This window comes from Grimontia kaedaensis (assembly GCF_023746615.1).
GTDB lineage: Bacteria > Pseudomonadota > Gammaproteobacteria > Enterobacterales > Vibrionaceae > Enterovibrio > Enterovibrio kaedaensis.
In genome coordinates, this window is the sequence record NZ_CP082275.1 from 2,181,512 (window position 1) to 2,206,757 (window position 25,246).

The following is a 25,246-nucleotide window of genomic DNA, read 5'->3' on the forward strand; positions in this document are numbered from 1 at the left end:
ACGTTAATCAAACCCCGACCTGTCTCTAAAGTGAGCAAAATGCTGTAAAACTCATCGCTTATTGATGATTTTTCGTTGGTTTTTGAGAATGTCAGAGGAACGTAAAAGTATGTAATTGTGGTGAGGGTCACAATGCCCCCACCAACAAGCACGCAGACAAGGAAGAGTATTACTGGTTTTGAGCGGTCAGGGATAACGAGGAAGAATTACGCTTTGGGCGCGTATCATAGTCGTAAACATCCTCACGGAATTGCACCTCTCCCTCTTCGTTTACCCAAGCCGTTTGATAGATGGTATGCACTGGGATTTTCTTACGTAATGTCACCCACTTGGTTTCTGGAATACGTTGGTAGTATTCATAATCGCCAAATTTCAGACCGGAACGCTTCAAAAGAACTTCAGCCAACACTTTGGCTTTTTGCACTCGAATACACCCTGAGCTGTATGCACGACGCGCTTTGTTAAACAATCCTTTCGCCGGAGTGTCATGCAGATAAATCGCATTGCCGTTTGGTGTATTGAATTTGTAACGTCCCAACGCATTAAAGTTACCTGGCGATTGCTGTAAACGGTAAGGGAAGTTATTTGGGCTTACGGTTTCCCAGTCTATCTCTTCCGAAGAAATGACAGAGCCGTTTACCCAGCTACTCAGAACCGTATAAGAGTGTTTATCCAGATACTCATTGTCCTGCTGCACTTTTGGCAGAATATCCTCGCGCATGATTTTGACAGGCACATTCCAGCTAGGGTTGAAGACCACAGAATCAAGACGTGATTCAAAAAGAGGCGTTCTGCGGCTTGGTCGACCCACTACGACTTTGCTGTCGAGCACAAGCTGGCTGTCCATCCACAGTTCCATTTCGTAGTTTGGGATATTGACCAGAATGATCTTCTCACGCTCTGTCGGCCAGAGGCGTAAGCGCTCCATATTAAGCGCCAATATCTGTATCCGCGTGTTCACAGACATATTCAGCCAACGGCGCGTTTTGTTTCCTATTACACCATCACGCTTTAGTCCGTGCTGCTCTTGAAAGCGCTTAACAGCTTCAACCATTACAGCGTTATAAAAACCGATCTGCTCTATTTTCAACCGCTGCGCTTCATAAGTACTTAATACACCCTGGCGCTCTAGGTTGGTAATGAGGTTGTCGGCATTCTTCAGCTTGTCGCCATGGCGAATCAGACCTGTCTGCTGCACTTTTGGCCAGTAAGTTGATTCCTGATCCTGTAATGCCACGATGGCTTTCGCCATTTCGCGGTACTGCTGTGTGTCCGGGCGTAGATTGAACACAAAGTCGTAAAGGCTATTTCGGCTAGCCGATACCTTAAGTTTATTGACTAAGGTTAACGTCGGACGAGGCAGAGCTTCACCAATATCCGTTCCGAAGTACCAGCTCTTACCGAACTCAGGCACGGATTCAATGTAACCGACCAGCGCAAACAAGCTGTCTGTGGCGAACACATCGTAGGCTCGCCAGTCTGCACTTGCCCTCAGCTGACGCAAAAGAACTGCTCGCCACTCGAAATCCTGGCTGATCCCTGCGAGAGAAATGATGTTGATTTGGGTTTCAAGCTCGTCTTTAGCGCGGTAATCGTGCCATATCGGTGCAAAAGAGAAAAATTCGTAAATGTTAGCGAGGTCTTGTGAATAGGTGACAACCCCTGGCTCTGGCTCTGCCTGATGCACCCAAAGCACAGCTTCTTGAGAAGCTGCGTTGGGTGATTCCACTGTTTCCAAAGCGTTAGCTGCTAAAGGCATAGCAACACATACAAACAGTGTCTTGATAAGCGTACGAGCGGAAAACATGCGCTACCTCCAGTTAGAGATCATAGTATGGCAAATGGCGCAATTTTCGTTGGCGGAATTTTTCTGAATATTGGAAAACAAAGGGTTAGAAAAGCATCATCCTAAAGCATGACCCAATGATTATCCCAAACTACGCTAGAAGACTGAAAAGAAATACTTTTTTGATGATTACGTATGACTAATCGCCCACTACCCGCACTAAGAGCAAAGCGGTCCTTCACCGCAGCCGCACCGGATGCATCAACCAGTGCTCCCATCTCGATCAGTGCGCCTGAAGCTAAGTTCCAAATTCCAAAACAATTTCCACGTGGAGAGGTCGCAATGATCTGCGATTCTGTACACGCAACACTGCCAATGTATTGCTGAAAACGCGTCCACTGTTCTCTACTGGCTTTGAGATGCACAATGTCACGCCCTGGACTTTTTATTGACAATAATGGAACGATGTTCTCATCGTCTCCTTGATATTGCTGCGCAATCACCACATCACCTTTTGGGCTCAACGCCAGGTGACGAATACTCAGTTTTGGATCCTCTAAGGTGTATCTCTCTTTTACCTGTCCTGACTCGATATCCATCAGTACCAATGATGGTTGCATCGAATCCAGGTTCATTTTCTTCCTACCTTCAGTGCGTATCCCACCAACAGCGACCGCCAGTGTGGTGCCATTGAGAACCTTCATTTCATGAGGACCGATACCAAAGCCAGAAATTTCACGTATGCGGGTCAGTGAGCCATCTCGATGGGTGTGATAAACACCAATACTGCCCTCACTGGTTGCGATATCTCCCTCTACGACAAAGAGTTGGTTTCCGAGCACGTCGCCGTGCCCGTAGAAGAACTTTCCAGCTGGCGGAGAAGTCGCATTACGAACGGCGCCTGATTCCAGATTGACGCTTTCAATGAATTGTCCTGGACGCCGCGCAAACACATAGGCAAGCGACCTATTCTGGTTTATTGCTATACCGTGCCCACGTCCGGGTAATGGGGTTTGGAAGCAAACCTCTCCATTTGTATTTACTGCCGTTACCGCGAAACTCCCGTCTAATGTTTTGGCACAACCAAGAAACGCTGGCCTGGCCTTATTGGCTTCATTCTGATAAACGCGCCAACCACCCGCTAAAGCCCCTGTGGTCAGCAGACCCAATGAAGACAACAACAAGCGGCGGCGCTTTTGGCTCACACTCACGCTTTAGTCTCCATCCGTTGAATTAAACCCAACGACTAAACCCAACGTTGGCCCTACTTCGTCACTCAGTGCGGTTTGCAGGTAATCAATGTTGTTAGCAACGATCATCAATGACTGATAACCCGACTTGTCCGCCAGCAGTGGTGCCATTGACTTGCTTTCCGGCACACTTTTCACCGCTGACTTGAAATGGGATTCCAAACGGTTTGCAAGCTCGGTATGCCCTTTTTCAACCAACAGCGGTTGGAGTATGAATTCGTACCGTTGTTGTAAAGACAGCAGTCCATCTCTCAAAAACGTATTCGATTGACCAGAGCGCCAAGCCTGTGACTGATAAGGTTTAGGGAAAGCCGGCTTGCCCATCGGTAAGGATAAAGTCTTTGAAATTGCATCAAGTTGGGAGGTCACGCTGCGAAGCGTCTCTGCTTCCAGTTGCTTCCCAGTCACGTCATTCCAAGGATTAACCTGCCACGCGCTGTCTAGCGCCTTCGCTGATTGCACAGTACGACCGACTACCGACAGCGTAAGAGGACAACGCATTTCCATGGACTCCACACCCGCCCCGTCAAACAGTAGCCATTCAATCGCGCCTAGCCCCTGCACAGCAACACTTTGCTGAGCCAGTTCATCAGCAGTTGGAACCGCACTTTTCTTCAAAAGCTGGGTCAACTGGCGACCCGTGGTGTTTTTCTTGTCAGGATAAAACTGGATGTTCCAACTGATCGACATCGCTGCTTCGTTGCCAGAATTTCCTCCCACAAAAGGCTGCCAAGCCCTCATGGTTTCGATCCACTTGCTCTGGGCTTGGTTAAGTTTTTCTTCAGAAGGTGCTTCGCAGAGTCCACTAACACTCCGCTCCAACGCTCGTGCTGCGTCAAGAAATCGCTGAGTGGATTGCTTTTGCAACTCCCACATTACCAGCTCACTCTCTTTCACTGCTGCTTCACTGAAACAACCTGACAATAGTGACAGCGTCACACATAGCGTGAGTGTTTTAATTGGTGTTTGAATAAACATGGCTACCACTCCTACAACGAATTCAGGAACGCAATCAGGGCTTCGCGCTGGGTTTTATCAAAGCCCAACACATTTTGTTTGCTGCTCTCGGCTTCTCCGCCATGCCACAGAACCGCTTCCATTACGTTTCTTGCTCGCCCATCATGCAGGTATTCGGTATGTCCATTCACTTCTTCGGTATAGCCCAAACCCCACAATGGCGCGGTTCGCCATTCCTGTCCGTTTGCAATGAATTCACCATGGTTGTCTGCCAATCCTTCGCCCATGTCATGAAGCAGCAAATCCGTATAGGGATGAATGGTTTGATTACTCAGCGCTGGCCTATCAGTGCGCTCTCCCGTTTGCAGCGTTGATTGATGGCAACTTTCACAGCCGGCATCTGTGAAGAGCTTCTCCCCCAGTTGCACTTTAGGATCGTCAAGGTTTCGACGCATAGGTACTGCCAGATGCTGGGAATAGAACTCAACGAAATTAAGCACCTTTTCTGTGACTTCAGGGCTACCGCCATTTGGCAGTCGTTCACAGAGTGTTTGGGCTGTAGTGCAGTTCTCCGCTGGGAACAAAGCAGTGGTTAAGCCAAGATCGCCATTAAATGCCGCCGCATTTTGCTGCATCAAGGTGGGCTGGCCAGCTTTCCACCCAAATCGGCCAACGACGGTTTTTTCCTGCAGAACATCCCACACTTCATTTGGACGCCCTGATACGCCTTTGCTCTCTTTGACTTGCGCTTCAGCAATACCCCTCATCGTTTGCTCAGTGACAGACTCAAGCAAACCAAGACCAATCATAGGTGGCGCGATACGAACAGACTTCTCTATCTGAGGGTGCATGTCTCCGTAACTAAGATCTTCGATAGTAACGACAGGTTTTCGAAGCTCTACCGAATATCCGTCTTTGAACGTTTCATTGTGTTTCTCGAAACGCAGGGCAATCCGGCCTTCCGGCTTCTCCCCCGGAAGTGCGAAGTCCTGGAGTTGGCCTCCATAAACCGGGTCAGGAATGTTACCTGATATGATCAGTGCTTTTTTCTGGGCATCTGTCATTGCCGGAATACTAAGACGGATAAGCATAGATACGGCGTTGTCATCGCCTGGTTTAGGTAGATGACCGCGCCCATCTTTGATATGGCAGTTCTGGCAACCATTGGTGTTGAAAAGTGGGCCCAGTCCATCCCTTGCATCCGTCGAAGCAGGCGCACTTACCCAAGGGTTTCTGAAAAAGCTGTTACCGACGCTGAAGTCGATGCGCTCAATCATAGGAAGGTTGGTGGCAGGTTGTGAGAAGGCATTGACACCCTGCTTGTTGGTCGTGGTATCTCCACCGGATTTGATAGCAGAGGCGTTAGCAGAACAGGCTATAACAGCAAAAGCGAAAGGAATATATTTCATAACGACATTGAAACCAGCTAAACGACAGAAGCCTCCCTAAGGCCCAGACCTCGGGAGGCTTAATAATACATAAGAATCAAACTCAGAACTGATGATCAGCGCTATCAGGGTTCAGGTTGGAAATCCCTAACTCCGCTGCGACAGTTTCAATGCTACGGGTTTGTTGAACCAGTGCCGAAATGGCGTTGTTCACCAGTTTGTTACCATCAGCGTTGTCAGACGCAATAAGCTGATCAAAATGCACATTATCTTTCTCAGCAGATTCTACGAGTTGGTATACAGCAGTGCGGGCAGAATCGAAATCTGCTTTGATTTGTGCAGCCGCTTTATCATTATTCTTCTTCACCATATCCAGAAGTGATGGGCCAGTCAGTTCAGAACCATCAATACGCTGATAAGAGCCAGTCAGCACGTTGTAGATACCTTGCTCGTTATAGTAGTGGGAGTTGTGCGTATTATCAGAAAAACAGTCATGCTCATCCTCCGTCGAGTTCGCCTCTAACGCCACTTTCATGCGCTCGCCAGCCAACTCACCGAGCGAAAGAGATCCCATGCCAAACAGCATCTTGCGCAGACCGTTTGTGGTGTCTTCTTTCAAAAGGGTTTCGCGATAGTTGCCTGACTCGTTCGCAGACCATTGCTTTTCCATCCAAGTTAAGTCTTCGATGAGCAAATCAGAAGCGGCTTTCAGGTACTCACGTCGGCGGTCACAATTGTTGTTGGTACATTCCTCGCCGTATGCGAAATCAGTGTAAGGACGCTCACCCGCGCCAGATTGAGTGCCATTCAGATCCTGGCCCCAGAGCAAGAATTCAATAGCATGATAACCTGTAGCAACGTTCGCTTCAGACCCACCAACTTCATTCAAAGAAGCCAATAGCTCAGGAGTAATGGCGGTGACATTCAACTTCTCGCTACCCACCTGAATGCTAGTGTTAGAAACAATATTCGCTACTGCACCACCATTACCCAGTTCGTATTGGTAATCCGTTGCTACATAGTCAATCAGGCCTTCATCCAGTGGCCAAGCATTAAGCTGACCTTCCCAGTCGTCCACAATAGCGTTACCAAAACGGAATACTTCAGATTGTTGATATGGTACGCGTGCGGCAACCCAAGCCACTTTCGCAGCATCAAGGTTGGCTTGAGATGGAGATTCGATGAGGGCTTCAATCGCGGAATCCAATTTCACCGCAGATTGTTGCGCGTCACTGTAAACAGCATGAGCTAGATTTGCGTAGTGGTTAACGACTTCGTCCGGCGTTGCCGCCATTGCAGTGGTTAAAACAGAAGAAAGAACCCAAATAGAGCAGGCAATAGCCAAAGTGGAGCGCTTCATAATCATTCCTTGAATGCGTGTGGTTGTAACAAATTGTTGCGATCGACAACAATTATTACATTCACATTCGAGTAAATTCAAATGATATTGATAGTTTTTATCATTTAGATTAATTAAACATGATCGTCCGTTGAAGTTTTGGGACTTTCATTTAATTTCAAGGATGAATGAGAGGTTAGAGAGACGGTTCGTGTCACACCGCTTGAGACAGACTGAGCCTTGGGTGTAAGGTTGACCTAAAGTTAAAGTGATAAATATAAGTTAATGTCCGATAATCGCTGGGATTTTTCCTTCAACAACGGCGCACATTCTTCTGTGAATCAGTGATGAAAGTCTCCGTCTTTTACTCTTATTGCACTATCAGCAATATTCCTGTGTAAAAGGTCTTTAAATCTTGATCTTTTATACCGATAATTTCCGCGATTTTTAACATCCTGCTGTCTAAAGGAGAGGCTTCTATGGAGAAGCACGAAGAGGTTCTGGTTGCACTGCGACAAATCATCCGCGCTATCGATCTGCATTCTAGAAAACTAAACAAAGAAGCAGGTTTGACGGGGCCCCAATTGGTTCTGATGCGTGCAATCCAGGAACTGGGCGAAGTCACCATTCGTCAGCTTTCCAACCACACCAACATGAGTCAGGCTACAGCGACCACAATTCTTGATCGCCTAGCAAATCGTAACCTCATTGTGCGTGTGAGAAGTAATCTGGATAAACGTAAAGTTCATGCTCATTTAACACCTGAAGGTGTTAAAGCACTGGAGCAAGCACCAAAGCCTTTGCAGGAAAGCTTTATTTCCCGCTTCCAGTCTCTCGAAGAGTGGGAGCAGTCACTATTGATTTCTTCTGTTCAGCGCATCTCTTCAATGATGAACGCTGACAACATTGACGCGGCACCGCTATTGGAAGTGACACCTCTTACATCAGCAGAGCCTGTGCGTTCTGAGTGATGGAAAGCAGGATCGGAAAGAGCCCATCCGGGCTCTTTTTTATGTGCGCTTTTCCCTTCGTCCGAAACTCACTATCCCCGTCGTCAGAGCTGTTCCGGCAAAGATCGTTAATCCCCCCGCCAACATTCTCGGTGTGATGACTTCCCCAAGGAAAGCAAAACCCCAAACCGCCGCAAAGAGCGGAATGAGGAAAGTAACCGCAATCGTATTGGTTGGCCCTACCCTGCTAATCAGCCTAAAAAATAGGATGTAAGCAAAACCCGTAGACGCAATACCCAGGATGGCAGCAGCAATCCAAGCCGCGCTATCCGGGGGTCTCTCTGGCCAAAAGATAATACCCAGTGGCAACAGAATGACAGTTGACCCCACCTGACTTCCCGTTGCAGTCACCAATGGCGGAACACCGGTCAGGAATCGCTTTGTATAACTCGCAGAGATGCCATACATCAAAGTAGCGCCGAGTACCGCTATGACCGGCCACCCCAGACCTTGATCTCCATAGTCGAGCTTACCCCACACCAGAATCACAACACCCAATACACCAAGTAAAAGACCAAAAATTCGGTTGCGATTGAGGGATTCACCAATCCAGAGATAAGCAATAATGGCGCCCCAAATTGGCGTGCCTGCATTCACAATAGACGCAAAACTCCCGGTCACACTGACCATGGCATAGGCAAATAAAAGGAACGGAAACGCTGAACTGAAAAGCCCAACAACACAGGCATGAAACCAGTAGTCGCGAAATGCGGGTGTTTGTCCCTTTATATGCATCAACGGGACCAAAAATAAAGCGCCAAGCCCGACCCTGACGAGAATGAGCGCAAACGGGCCAAAGTCTGGCACTGCGTAGCGGATCAGAATGAAGGAGCCTCCCCATAACGCGGCAAGTAACATCAACTCCATGACATCCAGTTTCTTCATTGCCATGTTTTTCCCCTGACTCTCTTTGCCTTATTTCCCCTGAAAAAGGCGCTTTATAACCATATTGTCAATTTAACTGAGTCTCCCTCAAACACTGGCCAGATACGGTACTCTCTGCGGAATCATCACAAAGTCATATTTTTTATAAGGACTTTTTGTGAGCTAAGCAACTGTAACTGCATCAAACCACAGATCTTTTGCATTAGATACTGCTAAAGCAGCCCCACATATACGAATAGTCGTTGTTGAAATTAAGCAATAAGCATCTAGTTTTATATTCAGAGTGGGTACATTGAGAGTGGAAAAATGCCAGTGAAAAGAAGGATTCTCGTCGTCGACGATTCTGACGCTATCTTATTGATGGTGAGATCTCTTTTAGCAGACATCGGCATCAATGATGTAATCACATTTAATGACCCTCACGCTGCGCTTGAGGAACTACATTGCTCACCCACCAAATACGATATCGTCCTTACCGACCTCAATATGCCAGAAATCGATGGAATGGGCGTGATCAGAGAGCTAGGAAAAATGCATTTTGGCGGCGGTATCTGCATCATTTCTGATCTCGACGTCAGGATCATTGAACTGGCCGCCGAGGTCGCTCGACAGCAGCAGGTGTGCTTGCTGGGAAATATTGCAAAGCCCATCAACAAAGACGCGTTGCAGCTCATTCTTGGCCGAATGGACCAGTTTGAAGAGCGAAAATTCCTCAAGTTCAAGAAAATGACCAAAGAGGAGCTCATCACTTGCATCGTCCACCATCAAGTTGTGCCCTATTACCAGCCCAAACTAAACCCAGACAACAACCGTGTTGACAGTCTTGAGGTGCTTGCACGTATCCAAAAGCCCGGTGAGGCTGACGCCATTCTCCCCGGTCGATTCATTCCTACTGCCATTCAATACGATTTGATGGACCTTTTGACCATACAATTAGCTGAAAAAACCGCCCTGGATATGGAAGCGCTCTCGGAGATCTTTGGTGACAAAGTCAAAATCAGCCTCAACCTTTCTGCGCAACAGTTGGCAGATTTGGAAATACCTAATCGACTGGAAACGCTTTTCAAAGCACGTGATATCGATAAAGCCCGTGTCGTACTGGAAATAACCGAAGAGTATGCACTGAAATCTGCCGAACAGATGGAATCCTTAAACCGACTGCGGATTCGGGGTTATGGTCTGTCACTGGATGACTTTGGTACTGGCTTTACCAATCTTCAGCAGCTTCGGAGCCTGCCCTTTACTGAAGTTAAAATTGACCGCACCTTGATCAGTCAAATTCATCATGACCAATTCAGTCAGGTGATTGTGCAATCGCTCTCGGAGATCACCAATAAATTCAACGTTGATTTGGTAGCCGAAGGTATCGAGCACTTTGAAGAATTGGAATATCTTTCTACACACTATCCCGGCATCTTATTGCAAGGCTTTTTAATTTGTCGACCAAGACCGATTGAAGCATTAAAACGTTGGTACAACAGTTGGCTGAAAGGCGTTGGCGCCAGCATTAGTTCAGAAAGAGCTGGTCGCTGACGCCCGAAATGATAATGAAAAACAGCCTATGGTACGCCGTGACCTTTGCTAGCTACCCAAATGCGGTACACTACTCCCTATTCACCTCAACAGACATAGCTTGAGCTGCAGATTTCACACGTTCAAACTTGCCTTAACCAACGATTGGCAGCGGCTTGCTTGGGTGACGGATAACAAAGCCATAGAGCACCTGTACCATGGTCACACACAATTCTTCCGCAATTTCAATCAACGTGGTTCTGAGGCGAACAGGATTTCGCATTGGTAGCCACCATATATGTCGGCATGGTCAACCGTGGTGACACCGAGCTCAAGATGCTTTTTGATAAAGGTTAAACGCTCTTGAGGAGACATTCCCAGTCGCCCTGTCGCCAATAGCCTTGAACAAGTTAAGAAAGCTCTGGCCCTTGCGGTGCTATTTGTGCCCGTTTAATCGCAATCACTCGACCTACTCCTGTTATTTGAGTATCTCCTTTGCAACGTCAGCAAAGGTGGAAAGCCAACAATGTAACACTGGCCGCAAATTGAAAGCACTTTGCCGTCCAATAAATGATTCAGTTCAGAGTCCAAAAAGTGTTTTATTTCCTTAGCTTGTTCGATATATATTCGAGAAGACCTAGGGGCTAACCTTGGGTGATGATGTTTGCAGCAGTTTGTGGGGGGAGTCTGCAAGGCAGAGGCTTCGGTGTGTAGCTGGCCTACATGAGAAGCCGATAACGCAACAGAAATTCCCCACAAACGCTGCCTGCGCGTCCCGCTTCAAACTTGAAGCTAAGCTTTGTTGAGGTGTATTTGCTAAGAATGACTAGGCGGCACACACGTCGCCGCGCCTAAAACGCTTACAGCGAGAACAAAATTTAACCACCAAAGATCAACAGCCCCTAGCAGCGCGTAAGGATACGATGATGAAAACTATTGGTTTAATTGGCGGAATGAGTTGGGAGTCGACGGCGACTTACTACAGGTTACTGAACCAATACACTCGGGAAGCTTTAGGTGGTCATCACTCCGCAAAAATCCTGATGAGCAGCGTCGATTTCGCCGAAATTGAAGCTCAACAACGCGCTGATGCTTGGGATGAATCTGCAAAACAATTAGCAGGAGAAGCAATCAAGCTGGAAGCCGCTGGTGCTGACTTCATGCTGATTGGTACCAACACCATGCACAAAGTGGCTTCTGAAGTTCAAGACGCGATCGAAATTCCTCTTCTGCATATCGCAGATGCAACCGCACAGAAGCTCAAAGAGGATGGCATCAAACATGTTGGTTTGCTGGGTACACGATTTACCATGTCACAACCATTTTATAAGGAACGACTGGTGTCCCATGGTATTCAAGTGACTGTTCCGGAAGATTGGCATCAGGATATTGTTCACGAAATCATTTACCAAGAACTGGTTCAGGGTGAGGTAAACACGCATTCCCGCAAACAATACCTTTCTGTTATCGATACGCTTAAAGCACGTGGTGTTGAAGGCATTATTTTGGGATGTACTGAAATAGGTTTGTTGATCCAGCAGCAACACACTCCTATTTCCCTCTATGACACCATAGAGTTGCACGCAGAAGCAGCTATAAAACTCGCACTCTCCACCAGCAAGGAAGCAGAATGACAATTCGAGCAGTACAGGCCGAAGATCTTCCGGCCATTAACGACATCTACAATCACTATGTCCGCGAAACGTCGATTACATTTGACTACGAGCCATGGTCGATTGAAAGACGCCGGGCTTGGCTTCAGAAACTGGCTGAAAATGAGGACTACTACCATGTCCTTGTTAAAGAGGATGAGCATGGCCAAGTGATTGGTTTTGCCTACAATAGCGAGTTTCGCGAAAAGCAGGCTTACAAAGTCAGTTCAGAAATTACTATTTATCTACACCCTGAACTTCGCGCGAAAGGGCTGGGGTCAGAGTTAATGAAGGCTTTACTCGAGAAAATGGCCTTATCTCCAATATCCCGCGCTTACTCTGTCATTACATTACCAAACCCAGCCTCTATTAGATTGCATGAAAAATTCAATTTCAAAAAAGTGGGCTTACTAACTGACGTTGGATTTAAATTTAACCAATATCATTCTGTTGCTATTTTGGAGAAAGTTACTGAGCAATAGGAACTCAGCAATAAATAGAAGCAACGCATTCAAAAAAACCACAAATCTAACAAGTGAAATGGTGATATTACTTCCTCTAATATCGCCAAAACCACATATGCATAGGTGTTTTAGTATGATTTTTCATAAAACACAATGAATAACGTTGCAAACCTCACTATTTTAAATATTTATACACTTAATTCTCAGCAAGTAATTAATTTGACAAGAAAGTTTTCTACACTTCCGAACGGCGCTCATTTGCAACATAAGTTTTTTGTTTTGGAGCATGGAAGGCATGAATATTTCTACGAAGATAAAAGCGGCATTTGTCACTATTAGTGTCACAGCAGTCATCACGACGGCTGTGCTACTCACCATAACCGCAGTCAATACCTCTACACTGGCCCTTGAACATCAAGTGGAAAACCAACTACTCTCTGTCAGAGAGGTTAAGAAAGCAGAAGTTGAAGATTATTTTGTCAACATTAGCAAACAGTTAACTAACCTCGCAAACTCCACGATGACCGAAGACGCAATGGTTCAGTTTGCACAAAGTTTTAGCAGTGTAGCGACAGAAACCTTTCCCAAACCCAATCAGTCTGAAACACTCAGAGCATATTACCAAAATGAATTTGGGGCGACTTACCAACAAACCAACAACAAAACCACTAACGCGACATCCAATCTCAACAATATCGAGATGAATGGATTGCTCCTTCAAGAAGCATATATAGGCCTCAATCGACATCCTCTGGGTAACAAACACCTTTTAGATAAAGCTAACGATGGCACCGTTTATAGTGAGGTGCATGAGGTATACCACAACAATTACCGTACTTTCCTTGAAGCGTTTGGCTACTACGATATTTTCCTCGTTGATATTGCAGGCAACGTGGTTTATTCCGTATTCAAAGAATTGGATTACGGCACCAACCTAAATAGTGGGCCTTACAGAAATAGTGGGCTAGCTGAGGCCTTTTTAGGTGCAAAAAAACTATCTAAAGGTGAGTTTTCTTTTGTGGATTTTTCTCCTTATTATCCTTCTTACGATAGCCCAGCATCTTTCATCGGCTCACCCGTGGTAAAGGATGGAAAAAAAGTTGGTGTACTGATATTTCAGATGCCCATTGATACGATTAATGCGATCATGACCCATCGCGAAAAATGGCAAGAGGATGGACTTGGAGAAACTGGAGAAACGTTTCTTGTTGGCACTGATGGGTTGATTCGCTCACAGGCCAGGATGTTGGTAGAAAACAAAGCAGATTATTTACAACGTCTTCGAGAAAATGGCATAAATACATCCATCATTGATCGTATCGCAACAACCGAATCCTCCTCCGGCCAGCAACCCGTAAACTCAAACTATATCAATCTGGCTCTACAAGGGGAAAGCGGCTTCATCGCTGCTGAAAATCATCTGGGAAGTGCAGTCTTTGCCGCCTACACACCTATTGACATTCTAGGCGCTCAATGGGCTTTAGCATCAGAGATAAATATGCAGGAAGCCTTGTCAGAAGTGCTTTTGTTGAAAGGCACCCTTTATAAAACAGCGGCCATCACTGGTATTATGGTTGTAGCACTGGCAATCATTCTCGCATGGTTCATTGCCGGAAGTATCAGCAAACCTATCATAGAGCTTAGCGAGCGAATCACCAATATTGCATGTAATCATGATCTGACACTTCGCTTGAATGTCAAAGGAAAGGATGAAATCACGCAGCTCTCCTCTTCCATGAATGACATGCTAAAAGATTTTATGAGTCTCATTAAAGGCGCTGACGCAACGGTAAAATCACTGGGTGAAGTCTCTTCAAATATCAAAGGAAACATTAGTTCAATGCGACGAGAAGTGGACGATCAAGCATTAAACTCCAGTCAGGTTGCCACCGCAGCCACAGAAATGAATGCCTCTATTTCAGAAGTAGCCAGCTTTGCCAACACCGCCTCTGAATCTTCAAAGAATGTGGTGCAATCAGTACGTCATAGTGCAGATGTAGGCAAACAACTGGTTAATGAAATTTCGGCTCTTTCAGAAAAGATGAACGAAGCCACTCAATCTATGAAGCAACTCTCCGCAGAAAGTCATTCGATTGGTTCCGTACTTGATGTTATCCAGGGCATTGCTGAACAAACTAACCTACTCGCACTCAATGCTGCCATTGAAGCCGCGCGGGCCGGTGAGCAAGGTCGAGGCTTTGCAGTCGTCGCCGATGAGGTGCGTTCTCTCGCCATCCGGACACAAACATCTACGGAAGAGATAAGAGCCAAAGTTGAGTCACTTCAAGCTGAAACTGACATGGTGGTCAAAGGTATCAGCGGCGCCAACCAATTTGTCTCAAGCAGTGTAGAGAACTGTCACCGAAACAATCAAATGCTGGCAGAAATTGAAGAGATGATGGTCGACATTAATGACATGAACATCCAAATTGCGACTGCCGCAACTGAGCAATCTTCAGTCACAGAAGAGATCTCAATGAACGTGAACAATATTGCCCGTTCTTCTGAACATGTGTCTGAGAAAACAGTGAACACCGACGGCACAGCGATCAGCATCAACGAGCAGGCCAAGAAACTTACCGAGCAAATCGGTATCTTCAAGATCGCCTAGCTCAAGTCGTAGTAAAACAAAGGCCAGCATATTTGCTGGCCTTTTTCTTCCATTTGAATCTCGCTTACTCTGCTATTTCCAGCGCTTCCTGAATCAGATTGCTGGTTTTAGCCCCATCACCGAACCCCCTCAAGCCCACCACGTGTACATGCTCTTTGTCGTTAAAGATCTTACGTACAAGTTTGTAGGTAGTGCCCTGCTCTGGGCTGATGTTTTCCGGTGCAGCAATCAGAAGCTGCATATCCAGACGATGACAAAGCTCGAACAGGGTCGAGATTGACTTCGCATCCAGACGCGCTGCTTCATCAAGGAAAAGCAGACGGCATGGAATCACATCTTTGCCACGCAAACGTCGGGATTCTTCTTCCCAGCTCTGCACGACCATCAGCAAAATAGCCTGACCAGTACCGATCGCTTCGCCCGTCGACAACGCGCCGGATTCAGCCTGCAGCCAACCATCAGTGCCACGGTTAACTTCAATACCCAGTTCCAGATAGTTACGGTAGTCGAGCAATTCTTCACCCAGAACCTGAGGAGAGCGCTGACCCAAATCGATATGTGGGTTCAAACGCTGGAACAGTTTTGCCATCGCTTCAGAGAAGGTGAGACGATTGTTACCAAACAAGTCCTGATGCTGCTCTGCGTTTTCAGATAAACCAGCCAATAGCTGCGCGTGAGTGTCACGAATCGAGACATTCAAACGGACACCTTTCACCTGGCCAAAAGCGATATTAGATAAGCCTTGGTTCAACAAACGAATGCGGTTCTGTTCGCGCTGAATCGTCTTACGGATAATGTTCGCCACAGACTCTGAACTGATCGCTAGACGTTTCTCGCGCTGAGTCAGTTCTTCCGTAAGACGAGCCAGTTCCACTTCCATTTCTTCAATCGCTTCGACCGGATCATCGGTTCGAATGATGTCGTGGCGAATACGCTCACGAAGATGCTGGTAAACCGCCACATAGAACAGAACCTTGCGCTCAGGACGCGCCATGTCTTCCGACGCTCGCAGTGCATCGCGAAGCGTTTCGTTGTCTGCGACTGCCAGACGCAAAGCACCCAAGGATTTATCCGACAGTGAACGCAGTTCGTCAGCAGACATGTACGCCATTTCTCGGCGGTTCAGTTGCTTCTCTACGTTGCTGCTGCGGGCAATCTTGAGTACATCCATCCAGCCTGCTTTCGCATTGACGACGAAAGTGCGCAGTTCGGTGTATTCTTTGCAGGCTTTCTTCAGCGTTTTCACCAGAGACTTCATCTCCAGCTCAATCGAAGTTAGGCCTTTTTCCAGCTCACCCTTACGGCTGCGCGATTGTGATAGCTGTGCATTCAGCTCGTCACGACGAATACGTGCGCGCTCTTCTGCTTCCACATCGGCGCGAACACCAAGCTCCACCAACTCACGTTTGAACTCAGTCACCGTTTCTTGTTTCGCTTGGTGCGAACTCTTCAGAGACGCCAGAAGCTGATTGTATTGGTTCACCTGATCACGTACCTGTTTCACGTGTTCACGTGAACGGGTACGTGCGCGCTCTGCATCTACCAGCTTAGCTTTCAGCTGTTCATTCAGTTCGCTGCTCTTATCAAGAAGCTCAACCGCGTCGGCGTATCCAAAGTGGTGGCGACGCTCGACCAAATCAGATAGTGCGAAAAGCGTTTTCTTCAGCGATTGCAGCGCTTCGTCCGCTTGCTGGTAAGCAGCGTTCAGTGCATCAAACTGCTCTGGGTCGGCATCCAGCGTTGAAACCAGATTCTCCAACTCCGCCAGTGCTTTGCCATGCTCACGGGTGAAGTGGCGAGCTTCGTCTGCTTGAGACAGGCGGCTTTCCACTTCTTCCAGACGCCCTTCCAGCGTTTCGTCTTCAAGTGCGTTAACCACATGCTGAAGTTTGTTCAGAAGTGCAATCGCTTCTTTTGAACCGGTCAGTTGGCTACGTACCTGCTGCTCGCTCTCGCGAAGTTGAGCCAGTTGACGCTGAACACTGGCGCGTTTTTCACGCAGGTCTTTCAGTGCCGCTTCTGGATCTTCGTTAAATGCAACGTTCATGTGGTTCGACACGAACTGATTGAAACTTTGGGTCAGACGTTGAAGCTTCTGCGCATCAAACGAAGCTTTGGCATAGTTTTCTACCAACTCTTCGCGCTTCTCGCGCAAGATTTCTAAACGATGCTCACGCGCCGCGCGGCCAAATAGCGGGATTTTCGGGAAGCGAGAGTAACGAAGCTGACGGTCGTTCAGGTGAACACAAACCGCATCTTCCAACTCTTCAACATCGAATACACTGTCGTCAAAGCCGTCTGCATCACCTTCGATGATGTAGAGATCTTCGGGACAATCATCCAGATCCAGCAGCTTCTCTTTAATACCTTTCAGATCAGGCACTACAATCGCATGACGTGCTGGGCCATAAAGCGCCGAGAAATACGGAGCATCATCAATGGTGATGTCATCATAGATTTCAGAAAGCAGCGTGCCTCCCAGTGTGTCAGCCAGAGATTGCAGACGTGCATCATCGCTGCCGCCCGGTTGAGCCAGACGTTCGATTTCTGCTTCCAGCGCTTGTTTCTCAGCTTGCAGCTTATCGCGTGTCGAGATAGTTTCACGCTCATCCGCCATCACGCGCTGCATGGTATCCAGCACCGCCTGATTGTCGTAAAGCTCAGCCTCAGTCTGTTCTGCCAGTTTCTCCAAAGCTTCTTGCGCGGCAATCCAGGCTGGCGCGACTTTTTCGAACTCAACCGCTTTAGCATTGATTTCGTTTTCGCTGCGCTGCAGTTCGCGGACTTTCTCTGCTTGCTCGCCAACCGCTTCTTCTGCGGTTTCCAGACGTTCTTGCTGACGCGCCATTTCCAGCTCAACCGCTTCTTCAGAAGCCACTGTTTCGTTGAACTTACGTTGATACTGCTCAGACAGGGTTTTCGCCTGCTGGAAACTGCGCATCTGACGCTCAAGGTCACGATGCTGTGAAGTCAACTGTTCAGCATTTGCCGCAAGGTTCGCAAATTCGCGGCCTTTTACGATCACTTCGCGGGCTTTCGCGCCTGCATCAGAACGGTCGACTTCGCCAGCTATGCTACGCACCAATTGAAGGCCACGCTCGAACTGTTTAGCTGCGGCAGAAGACAGATCCAGCTTGTGCTTCAGGCTTAAAAGCTCAGAGGTTTGTGCCTCTTCCTGAGCTTTCAGTGAACCCAAATATTCGGTTGCGTTTTCTTGTGAAAGCTCTTCATTGCCTGTCAGTTCACGAGCTTTTTCCAGCGCTTTCACCGCTTGCTGATATTGCAGCGCGCGGGTTTGCTGCATATCCAGCGCTTGCTGGTAATCCGCAAGCTGGGTTTTCAGGCTATCCACTTCTTCTTCAGAAAGGTGCGCCTGCTCTTCCGCCATGGCGAGCTGTTCAGTGGCTTCTTCCACCACCATCATCTGCTCTTCGAGGCGGATTGCCAGCTCTTCCAGATCTTCTTGGTAACGCTCGACTTTCTCTTGCTGACGCACAGCGGTCTGAACCAATTGCAGATGGTCAGACGCGGCTTGATAGTCTTGCTCTAAGTGAGTCTGGCTATCAGTCAGTGCATCCAATTCATCCGTCATGCGGCCAAACGTGGATTGGAAATCATCCAACTGGCGACGAGAACCTAACAGTTCGCCGCGGCGCTGCAGTGCCAATTCAAGCTTTTTACGACGCTCGTTGGCATGACGCATGTAATCGGACGCCACATAGTTGGTTGATTCAGTGATCAGGTGCTTGAACAGGTCACGGTCACGCTGGGTCAGCTTGATGGCTTCCAGCGTCATACGGTTTTCGCGAAGTGCTACTTCCATGTCCTGGAAAGCTTTCTTCACGCCGCCGTTTTGTGGCAACAGGTAATCACGGAGGGATTTGGTAATCGCGCTCGAAATACCACCGTAAAGCGACGCTTCAATCAGGCGGTAGAACTTAGAACGATCGCTGCTATTACGCAGCTTCTTCGGCAAAGCACCGAACTCGAACATCTGCGCGTGATAGTCAGTCACGGAGTTGAACGCTTTGTAATGCGCAGTATCGTAGTCTGCCAGCGCGTCTTTCACTTCGTTCAATTGACGAACGCGAACCTGATTCGCCGACACATTTTCGATCAGAATGTCAGTTGGCTTCACGCCAGATGGCAAACCCTGAACGATGAAAGGCTTGATATCAACTTTCTTATCGCGGCCAGCTACTTGTTGCAGACGAACACCGAACAGGATGCGTTGGTTACGCGAGTTCACCACATCCAACGCGGCATAACAGGCGCCCGGCTTCAATTTACCGTGCAGGCCTTTATCGCGTGACGCGTTAGAACTGCCCGCTTCTGTGGTGTTACGGAAATGCAGCAGGCTTTGGTCTGGAATCATCGCCGTGATGAACGCCGCCATAGTGGTGGATTTACCCGCACCGTTACCGCCAGAAAGCGTCGTAACCAGATTGTCGATGTCAAAAGTACGGGCAAAGAAACCGTTCCAGTTGACCATAGTCAGCGATTGGAATTTACCGCGTTGGGTCATGCCTGAACCTCCTGCTCATCATCTTCACGCTCTTCGTCGTGTTCTTCATCTTTCAACAGGCTTGATTGAGCGTGCTCTTGGGTGTGGATGACAGCTTCGCCATCACGGATCAGACGCAGCTGTGCTTCACGGATATCATCTCCTGCACGCACATCAGCACCGAAGCGGAATGTCGCTTCGCTCACACGGAATTTGCCGTTCTCACCGATTGGCACAATCATGCCCAAGCGGCGAAGACGACGCAGCGAGGTCTTCACTTTGTCGAGCAGTTTTTCACGGTCCAGATCAGAGCCAGATGCACGCAGTGTCACCAGCTTCATCAGTTTTTTCTCATCTGCCAGTGTCAGCAGCTCGTCGAACAGTTCCTGAGTGGAGAAAATACCTTCCTGTGCCAGACGCTCTGGGCTCAGGTAAAGGAAACAAAGGACCTTACCTACCAGCATGTCGAGTTCGGACAACACTGCGCGTCCGATCAGTGAGGTTGAACGAGGACGCAGATAGAAAAAGCCTTCCGGCGCACGCACCAACTCCGCGTTATAACGCTGGTAGAAGTGCTGCAACGGGTTTTCGAATTCAATCAGGTAAGCATGATTGTCCAGATCTTCGCTGGCAATATGGCGGCCAGCACGCAGCGCACTATCCAAAGCCGGGAATAAAGGATTGGCAATCGCTTTCGCCAATTCTTCCGGCATAAATTCTTCAATATTTATCGATGACATTCGCTTGTACCTTGGCTCCATAATCGTTAATTGCCTGCCAGTCCGGCTGAATCGCACTCAAGTCAGATTGCGAGTAACCAAGGCGAACCGCTTGGTTGATCACAATCCGCGCTAAGTCGAAGTGGCGTGCTTGTGGGTGTTGAGCCAGATAGTTTTTCAGTACCACGCCCAAATCTATGCCCTCGCCCGTCGTACGGTGACGAGACAGCATGTCAGAGATTTGGTCGCTCAATTGGTCGTTAACCAGTGTCAGTTCCTCAAACTCGACCTCTGCCGGCATTTCGCCTGTCACTTCGTCATCACGAAGTACCAATGCTTCGTCACGCATATCGCGCAGACGCTCTGCGTTGGCAAAAGTCAGGAACCATGGGTTATCGAAGTATTCTGTCACCGACTGGCGAAGACGTTGGCTGAACGCGCGGTTCTTGTCCATGTCGATGGCATTACGAATAAACTTGTGAACGTGGCGGTCGTAACCGATCCACAGGTCAATCGCCTGCTGGCCCCAGTTCACAATGCGGTCCAACTTCATTTGCAGGTTATAGATCATGGCATCAACGAAATCTAAATCGTCGCGTCCATGAACCTGTTCCTGAATATTCAAAAGCTGGGTTTGCAGTTGGTCACCCGCTGATTGCAGAGTGTCCTGAAGTTCACGCAGGGTACTGGACGTTTCGTTCAGCAGTTGCTCACAGTTGGCAATCGCCGCCTGCCAGTCCTGATTTAACAGCGCAGCAATGTCTTCTTTCACTTTCTGCTGCTGTTCATCCATAGTGCGCTGGTTCAGATCGATACGATCGAAAATTTCGGCCACTGAATACTTCAGTACGCCATAAACATTCTTACGCCAGAAATCTGCATCACCATCTTCTGCGGCAGCAGTCAGGGCTTTATCAATCTCATCGGCCACCATAGACAGTTGGATAGAAAGCTTGAGAGAGCTGTATTCGCGGTGACGCGCATAGTAATCGCTGATACCCAGTGCCAGCGGTGTGAGTCGGTAAATACTCGCACCATCCGTCATTTCACTGGTGAAACGGCTTAGCAGGCGGCTGCGTACCAAGTCGTTGATGGCATTGTTCGCACGAAACGCGATGGTTTCGTTAGCTTGATCGAATTGGTCACTGACGATACGGAATGCATCAATCAGCTCCCCTTCCCCTAGCTCCTCCTCATAGCGCTCGCTGCTGAGTACAGCAACGGCAAGGAGAAATGCCAGCCGTTCCGGCGGCAGATTGAGGGAGAAGTCGTTCGTTTTCACCCAACCAACCAACTCAGGAACAGTCTGAGAGAATTCGCTCATCCGTTTTCCTTGTTGTATACGTGTAATCTTGTAATCGTTATGACTCGAGAGGCCTTTGTGCGTACACGTGAATGTAGCGACCTAACGAGATAAAAGGTTCCTGACGGCAGAGTTTTTGCTCCATCGCCACCACCTGTTCAAAGGTGAACTCGCCCGTTCTTGTGTCTTTCATATAGTCATGAAACGTGCGGACACCGCTTTTCCCCAAAATATTAAAACCAGCCTCTTCAATCCATGCGTAAACATCTTCCGGCTGAAGACCTTTTTGAGGCTGGAGTTTGAAACGTTTTCTGTGCGGCATGCCCTCTTCTATGTGGGTCAAATTGCCACAAATTAAATTCTTAAACAGCAGTCCATTTTGGTTGTAGAACATGACCGAAGCAATACCGCCCGGCTTAACTTGTGACAGTACGACATCCAGTGCTTCACGTGGTTCTGCCAGCCATTCCATCACCGCATGAAAAAGCATCAAATCGAACGGTTTATCAACATGCTGTGCGATTTCCTGCGCAGGCGCGTGCACGAAGCGATATTGCGGCAGAAGGCCAGCTTCTTCGATATCTTTTTCGGCCAGTTCGAGCATCTGTGAAGAAAGGTCACACAAGGTGACTTTGTGTCCACGATGTGCAATTTGTTGCGATAACTGCGCTAAACCGCCTCCAGCGTCCAAAATGTCTAATGGACTGGATTCACCCAAGCGTCTAAGTATTGATTCGAGATCTTGCCAAACAACAGCTTGGCGAATTTCTCCCTTGCCCGAGCCATAAATGTTTTTAACAAATTTGTGGGCAATGTCGTCGAAATTTCTATCCTCTGTCACAGTGCCTTCGTTATCATTGTCTGCTAAGGGGTTTATTTTCGCATAAGCCTGCCGTTAATAAAGGTCTGATGTACTGTCTGGCCCCTGTTTGACTATATTTCGGGCGACATTTCATGTTTGAACTAAAAAAACTTATATCAACTTTACTGATGCCCTTGCCTGCGCTACTGCTTCTTGGATTCTTCGGTCTCTTTTTGATCTGGTTTACCCAGCGCAAAGGCTTCGGTTCGTTCCTTGTTTTTGTTTCGCTGCTGTTAATGACTTTGGTTTCTTTTCAACCCTTCACTTCCTCACTTCTCATGAAGCTGGAACGTCAATATGAGCCCTTCCTACCAACAGAAGAGCCTGTCGACTATGTGATGGTATTGGGTCACGGACATGTCGTTGATGATGAGATTCCACCAACGTCAGAATTGTCACGTGTTGCACTGATGCGTCTTACTGAAGGCATCCGAATTCACTTCATGTATCCGACATCAAAATTGATCCTTTCAGGCTATGACGGTGGATATGAAGTTAGCCATGCGCGAATGCTGGCAAGAGTTGCCATGGCACTGGGTGTCAACAAGAACAATATTCTTTTGCTTGAAACGGCAAAAGATACTTGGGAAGAGGCTTTCCAAGCTGCTTCTGTTGTCGGTGACAACAATCTGGTCTTGGTAACGTCGGCAAACCATATGCCGCGTGCAATGTATGAGTTCGAGAATGCAGGCTTGAACCCGATTCCAGCACCAACCAACTTCATGGCGCAGAAAGAGATTCACCAACCATGGATCAAGTACGGCCCTCGAGCGCAGTACCTTGAGCAGTTCGAACGTTACTGGCATGAAAACCTGGGCCAGCTTTGGCAGCGCCTACGGGACAAAGTTGCTCAACAGGAAGCAGTGCTTGACGGTGACCCCGTTACCTCTCCAGAACAAAATGGAGAAGCTGTGATGGAAGAGCTTAAAGAGCTGGATCAAGCGATAAATCCAGACGCTGGCAATGTCGCCCCAGCTAACTAAACTACATTTCTTTTTCGAAACAAAAACGCCCTGACTTAAATCAGGGCGTTTTTAATTGTGCTTGTTTTTGCGGCTTACTGAAATGCAATCAGTTTACGCACCACTTCCAGATCTTCAGGGGTATCAACACCCGCTGGTGGCGCTTCAATGGCGACATCCACATGAATCTTCTCCCCATACCAAAGCACACGAAGCTGTTCCAGACATTCAATATGCTCAATGGGGCTTGGTTCCCAGTTGATGTAGGTATTGATGAAGCCCGCTCGGTAACCATAAATACCAATATGGCGTTTAAGGTTGTGGTGAATTTCCGCCGGAGCTTTGGCAAAATTATCGCGATCCCATGGAATCGTCGCACGGCTAAAATACAGCGCGTAACCGTCTTTATCGGTGACGACTTTCACCGCATTTGGATTGAACACTTCGTCCGCATGGTCGATGTTCACTGCCAGTGTCGACATTGGCGCTTCGCTGCGCGCTAGGTTCTCTGCCACCTGACGAATTACGCTTGGTGGGATCAGCGGCTCATCTCCCTGAACATTCACGATGATTTCATCAGTAGCCAAGTTGTATTTCTCAACCACTTCCGCCAAGCGCTCAGTGCCTGACTGATGATCTTCGCGTGTCATGCATACTTCACCGCCAAAGGCATTTGCTGCATCAACAATGCGTTGATCGTCCGTCGCAATGATGACTGTATCCGCGCCTGACTTCATCGCCTGTTCATAAACCCATTGGATCATCGGCTTGCCACCAATATCAACCAGTGGCTTTGCAGGTAGGCGGCTCGACGCATAGCGCGCCGGGATCACCACGGTGAATTTCATTGTTTAACCTCGTCAGAAGACATTTCGCGCGCTTCTGTTGTCAGCATGACTGGAATACCTTCGCGGATTGGATAAGCCAAGCGGTCGAATTTACATACCAACTCGTTCTTTTCTTTGTTGTAGTTGAGCTTTCCCTTACAAGCAGGACAAGCAACGATTTCAAGCAGTCGGTGATCCATATCCATCCTTCACTTTCATGATTTTGTTCAAAATGTTGGCCGTATCTGTGTCGCTGAATGCAGCATCAACAGGCAGATACCACCAATTTTCAATGTCTGGGTCCTGGTTGATAAAGGCGCGGCATTTCACTGCGTCTTTTTCCGTCATCAGCAAATTCTGGCCTTTCTTCGCCAATGCGTCCAATTGGGCATATTCGAATGCTTTGTGGTCAGCAAAAGGCTCGCAGTGCACAGGCTTAACACCAAGAGAGGCCAAGGTGTTAAAAAAGCGCTGTGGGTTCCCGATTCCTGCCAAGGCAATAGGGGCGTCAAGAGAATCAGCAGAAGCACGTTCGCCCGTTTTCAGGTTGATGAACTCAGCAGGTTTCAACGACATCGCGATTTCATCCGCTTCTGCTTCAGCGCCGTTGCAGACAACGAAATCCACACTGCCCAAGCGATCGGTCTGCTCACGTAGCGGGCCAAATGGCATGTATTGTTGATTGCCGAAACGACGCTCACCATCAACAATGACAAATTCAATATCACGCGCCAGTTTATAGTGTTGAAGACCATCATCAGTGATGACGATATCTACGCCTAATGGCAACAGGGCCTTTACGGCATCACTGCGAACAGGAGAAATAGCGACAGGCACTTTGGTGCGCTGGTAAATTAAAACAGGCTCATCTCCTGCCTTGTCGGTGTTGGTAATGTCGTCAACGACAAACGGATAACTTTCAGCCTTACCACCATAGCCTCGAGAAACCACGCCAGGGTTGAAACCTTTGGCTTTCAATTGCTCCACCAGCCAAATGACCACAGGGGTTTTACCATTGCCGCCCACCGTAATGTTACCAACCACAATGACAGGTACGGGCGCTCGATAGGCATCATTAGTGCCGGCTAAAAATTCAGCACGACGTTTTTTCGCGATCGCGCCAAACAACTTACTCAGCGGCCACAAAAGTGGCGCACCAATCCAACCTAGCGGGTGGTTTTCAAACCAGATTTTTTCGACCAAACCCGCCAAGCG

The 25,246-nt window shown here is 48.0% G+C and carries 20 protein-coding genes and 1 pseudogene; 6 read left to right on the forward strand and 15 right to left on the reverse strand.

Annotated elements, in window-relative coordinates:
• Window positions 1-169: 169 nt before the first annotated feature.
• The 5 genes from K6Q96_RS09860 to K6Q96_RS09880 form a co-directional block, all read right to left on the reverse strand.
• Window positions 170-1,807, reverse strand: coding sequence for a L,D-transpeptidase family protein (locus K6Q96_RS09860; RefSeq protein WP_251875374.1), 1,638 nt, complete (start codon window positions 1,805-1,807; stop codon window positions 170-172).
• A gap of 101 nt (window positions 1,808-1,908) precedes the next feature.
• Entirely contained in the window at window positions 1,909-2,997 is a 1,089-nt protein-coding gene (locus K6Q96_RS09865; RefSeq protein ID WP_251875376.1) for a DUF1513 domain-containing protein, read from the reverse strand.
• 3 nt (window positions 2,998-3,000) lie between these two features.
• Window positions 3,001-4,014: an imelysin family protein gene (locus K6Q96_RS09870; protein ID WP_251875378.1), complete on the reverse strand. Its 1,014-nt coding sequence runs from the start codon at window positions 4,012-4,014 to the stop codon at window positions 3,001-3,003.
• 11 nt (window positions 4,015-4,025) lie between these two features.
• Complete coding sequence (locus tag K6Q96_RS09875; RefSeq protein ID WP_251875380.1) at window positions 4,026-5,402, reverse strand: di-heme oxidoreductase family protein; 1,377 nt, start codon at window positions 5,400-5,402, stop codon at window positions 4,026-4,028.
• 82 nt (window positions 5,403-5,484) lie between these two features.
• Window positions 5,485-6,741 carry an imelysin family protein gene (locus K6Q96_RS09880; protein WP_251875382.1) on the reverse strand — a complete coding sequence of 419 codons (1,257 nt, stop codon included), beginning with the start codon at window positions 6,739-6,741 and terminating at the stop codon, window positions 5,485-5,487.
• 458 nt (window positions 6,742-7,199) lie between these two features.
• Here K6Q96_RS09880 and K6Q96_RS09885 point away from each other — a divergent pair, with 458 nt between their 5' ends.
• The gene (locus K6Q96_RS09885; RefSeq protein ID WP_002540528.1) at window positions 7,200-7,691 is read left to right on the forward strand and encodes a MarR family winged helix-turn-helix transcriptional regulator; all 492 of its coding nucleotides are present in this window, start codon (window positions 7,200-7,202) and stop codon (window positions 7,689-7,691) included.
• Between the two features lie 39 nt (window positions 7,692-7,730).
• On the opposite strand, the gene K6Q96_RS09890 is transcribed toward K6Q96_RS09885, so the two are convergent.
• Window positions 7,731-8,621, reverse strand: a complete 891-nt coding sequence (locus K6Q96_RS09890; RefSeq protein WP_251875384.1) for a DMT family transporter — start codon at window positions 8,619-8,621, stop codon at window positions 7,731-7,733.
• Between the two features lie 300 nt (window positions 8,622-8,921).
• On the opposite strand from K6Q96_RS09890, the gene K6Q96_RS09895 reads away from it, so the two are divergent.
• Entirely contained in the window at window positions 8,922-10,148 is a 1,227-nt protein-coding gene (locus tag K6Q96_RS09895) for an EAL domain-containing response regulator (protein WP_251875386.1), read from the forward strand.
• Window positions 10,149-10,281: 133 nt separating this feature from the next.
• Here K6Q96_RS09895 and K6Q96_RS24995 read toward each other — a convergent pair whose 3' ends face one another.
• Both K6Q96_RS24995 and K6Q96_RS25000 read right to left on the reverse strand, forming a co-directional pair.
• Window positions 10,282-10,410 (reverse strand): hypothetical protein, encoded by a 129-nt coding sequence (locus K6Q96_RS24995; protein ID WP_434802141.1) that lies wholly within the window; start codon window positions 10,408-10,410, stop codon window positions 10,282-10,284.
• Window positions 10,395-10,582: pseudogene (locus K6Q96_RS25000) on the reverse strand (aldo/keto reductase); the annotation flags it as partial. The gene K6Q96_RS24995 and the pseudogene K6Q96_RS25000, both read right to left, overlap by 16 nt.
• Window positions 10,583-11,053: 471 nt before the next feature.
• Between K6Q96_RS25000 and K6Q96_RS09905 the strand changes: the two are divergent.
• The 3 genes from K6Q96_RS09905 to K6Q96_RS09915 all read left to right on the forward strand — a co-directional run bounded on the left by K6Q96_RS09905 (window position 11,054) and on the right by K6Q96_RS09915 (window position 14,854).
• Complete coding sequence (locus tag K6Q96_RS09905) at window positions 11,054-11,761, forward strand: aspartate/glutamate racemase family protein (protein WP_251879625.1); 708 nt, start codon at window positions 11,054-11,056, stop codon at window positions 11,759-11,761.
• Window positions 11,758-12,261, forward strand: a complete 504-nt coding sequence (locus tag K6Q96_RS09910) for a GNAT family N-acetyltransferase (RefSeq protein ID WP_251875388.1) — start codon at window positions 11,758-11,760, stop codon at window positions 12,259-12,261. Before K6Q96_RS09905 ends, K6Q96_RS09910 begins: the two co-directional genes overlap by 4 nt.
• 277 nt (window positions 12,262-12,538) lie before the next feature.
• Complete coding sequence (locus tag K6Q96_RS09915) at window positions 12,539-14,854, forward strand: methyl-accepting chemotaxis protein (protein WP_251875390.1); 2,316 nt, start codon at window positions 12,539-12,541, stop codon at window positions 14,852-14,854.
• A 64-nt stretch (window positions 14,855-14,918) separates the two neighbouring features.
• Here K6Q96_RS09915 and mukB read toward each other — a convergent pair whose 3' ends face one another.
• The 4 genes from mukB to cmoM are packed head-to-tail and all read right to left on the reverse strand — an operon-like array spanning window position 14,919 to window position 22,221.
• The gene (gene mukB, locus K6Q96_RS09920) at window positions 14,919-19,379 is read right to left on the reverse strand and encodes a chromosome partition protein MukB (protein ID WP_251875392.1); all 4,461 of its coding nucleotides are present in this window, start codon (window positions 19,377-19,379) and stop codon (window positions 14,919-14,921) included.
• Window positions 19,376-20,098, reverse strand: a complete 723-nt coding sequence (gene mukE, locus K6Q96_RS09925) for a chromosome partition protein MukE (protein WP_251875393.1) — start codon at window positions 20,096-20,098, stop codon at window positions 19,376-19,378. Before mukE ends, mukB begins: the two co-directional genes overlap by 4 nt.
• The gene (gene mukF / locus K6Q96_RS09930; RefSeq protein WP_251875394.1) at window positions 20,079-21,401 is read right to left on the reverse strand and encodes a chromosome partition protein MukF; all 1,323 of its coding nucleotides are present in this window, start codon (window positions 21,399-21,401) and stop codon (window positions 20,079-20,081) included. Before mukF ends, mukE begins: the two co-directional genes overlap by 20 nt.
• Window positions 21,402-21,438: 37 nt before the next feature.
• Window positions 21,439-22,221, reverse strand: a complete 783-nt coding sequence (cmoM, locus tag K6Q96_RS09935; protein WP_251875395.1) for a tRNA uridine 5-oxyacetic acid(34) methyltransferase CmoM — start codon at window positions 22,219-22,221, stop codon at window positions 21,439-21,441.
• 113 nt (window positions 22,222-22,334) lie between these two features.
• On the opposite strand from cmoM, the gene elyC reads away from it, so the two are divergent.
• Entirely contained in the window at window positions 22,335-23,225 is an 891-nt protein-coding gene (gene elyC, locus K6Q96_RS09940) for an envelope biogenesis factor ElyC (protein WP_251875396.1), read from the forward strand.
• A gap of 74 nt (window positions 23,226-23,299) precedes the next feature.
• Here the strand turns inward: elyC and kdsB are convergent, their stop codons facing one another.
• From kdsB to lpxK, 3 genes are read right to left on the reverse strand one after another with little or no spacing between them, the layout of a single operon-like run.
• A complete protein-coding gene (gene kdsB / locus K6Q96_RS09945; protein ID WP_251875397.1) occupies window positions 23,300-24,052 on the reverse strand; it encodes a 3-deoxy-manno-octulosonate cytidylyltransferase in 753 nt (250 codons plus the stop codon).
• Window positions 24,049-24,231, reverse strand: a complete 183-nt coding sequence (locus K6Q96_RS09950) for a Trm112 family protein (RefSeq protein WP_005505130.1) — start codon at window positions 24,229-24,231, stop codon at window positions 24,049-24,051. Before K6Q96_RS09950 ends, kdsB begins: the two co-directional genes overlap by 4 nt.
• Complete coding sequence (gene lpxK, locus K6Q96_RS09955; protein ID WP_251875398.1) at window positions 24,212-25,243, reverse strand: tetraacyldisaccharide 4'-kinase; 1,032 nt, start codon at window positions 25,241-25,243, stop codon at window positions 24,212-24,214. The genes K6Q96_RS09950 and lpxK overlap by 20 nt, the downstream gene beginning before the upstream one ends.
• Window positions 25,244-25,246 lie beyond the last annotated feature (3 nt).

Excerpts from the sequence above, each read along its gene's own strand:
- K6Q96_RS09885 (WP_002540528.1), top strand. The coding sequence starts at position 7,200 with ATGGAGAAGCACGAAGAGGTTCTGGTTGCACTGCGACAAATCATCCGC.
- elyC (WP_251875396.1), top strand. The coding sequence starts at position 22,335 with ATGTTTGAACTAAAAAAACTTATATCAACTTTACTGATGCCCTTGCCT.
- K6Q96_RS24995 (WP_434802141.1), bottom strand. The coding sequence starts at position 10,410 with ATGCGAAATCCTGTTCGCCTCAGAACCACGTTGATTGAAATTGCGGAA.
- K6Q96_RS09890 (WP_251875384.1), bottom strand. The coding sequence starts at position 8,621 with ATGGCAATGAAGAAACTGGATGTCATGGAGTTGATGTTACTTGCCGCG.
- K6Q96_RS09905 (WP_251879625.1), top strand. The coding sequence starts at position 11,054 with ATGAAAACTATTGGTTTAATTGGCGGAATGAGTTGGGAGTCGACGGCG.
- kdsB (WP_251875397.1), bottom strand. The coding sequence starts at position 24,052 with ATGAAATTCACCGTGGTGATCCCGGCGCGCTATGCGTCGAGCCGCCTA.
- mukF (WP_251875394.1), bottom strand. The coding sequence starts at position 21,401 with ATGAGCGAATTCTCTCAGACTGTTCCTGAGTTGGTTGGTTGGGTGAAA.
- K6Q96_RS09870 (WP_251875378.1), bottom strand. The coding sequence starts at position 4,014 with ATGTTTATTCAAACACCAATTAAAACACTCACGCTATGTGTGACGCTG.
- K6Q96_RS09895 (WP_251875386.1), top strand. The coding sequence starts at position 8,922 with ATGCCAGTGAAAAGAAGGATTCTCGTCGTCGACGATTCTGACGCTATC.
- K6Q96_RS09880 (WP_251875382.1), bottom strand. The coding sequence starts at position 6,741 with ATGAAGCGCTCCACTTTGGCTATTGCCTGCTCTATTTGGGTTCTTTCT.
- K6Q96_RS09950 (WP_005505130.1), bottom strand. The coding sequence starts at position 24,231 with ATGGATCACCGACTGCTTGAAATCGTTGCTTGTCCTGCTTGTAAGGGA.
- K6Q96_RS09860 (WP_251875374.1), bottom strand. The coding sequence starts at position 1,807 with ATGTTTTCCGCTCGTACGCTTATCAAGACACTGTTTGTATGTGTTGCT.
- K6Q96_RS09910 (WP_251875388.1), top strand. The coding sequence starts at position 11,758 with ATGACAATTCGAGCAGTACAGGCCGAAGATCTTCCGGCCATTAACGAC.
- K6Q96_RS09875 (WP_251875380.1), bottom strand. The coding sequence starts at position 5,402 with ATGAAATATATTCCTTTCGCTTTTGCTGTTATAGCCTGTTCTGCTAAC.
- mukB (WP_251875392.1), bottom strand. The coding sequence starts at position 19,379 with ATGACCCAACGCGGTAAATTCCAATCGCTGACTATGGTCAACTGGAAC.
- mukE (WP_251875393.1), bottom strand. The coding sequence starts at position 20,098 with ATGTCATCGATAAATATTGAAGAATTTATGCCGGAAGAATTGGCGAAA.
- K6Q96_RS09915 (WP_251875390.1), top strand. The coding sequence starts at position 12,539 with ATGAATATTTCTACGAAGATAAAAGCGGCATTTGTCACTATTAGTGTC.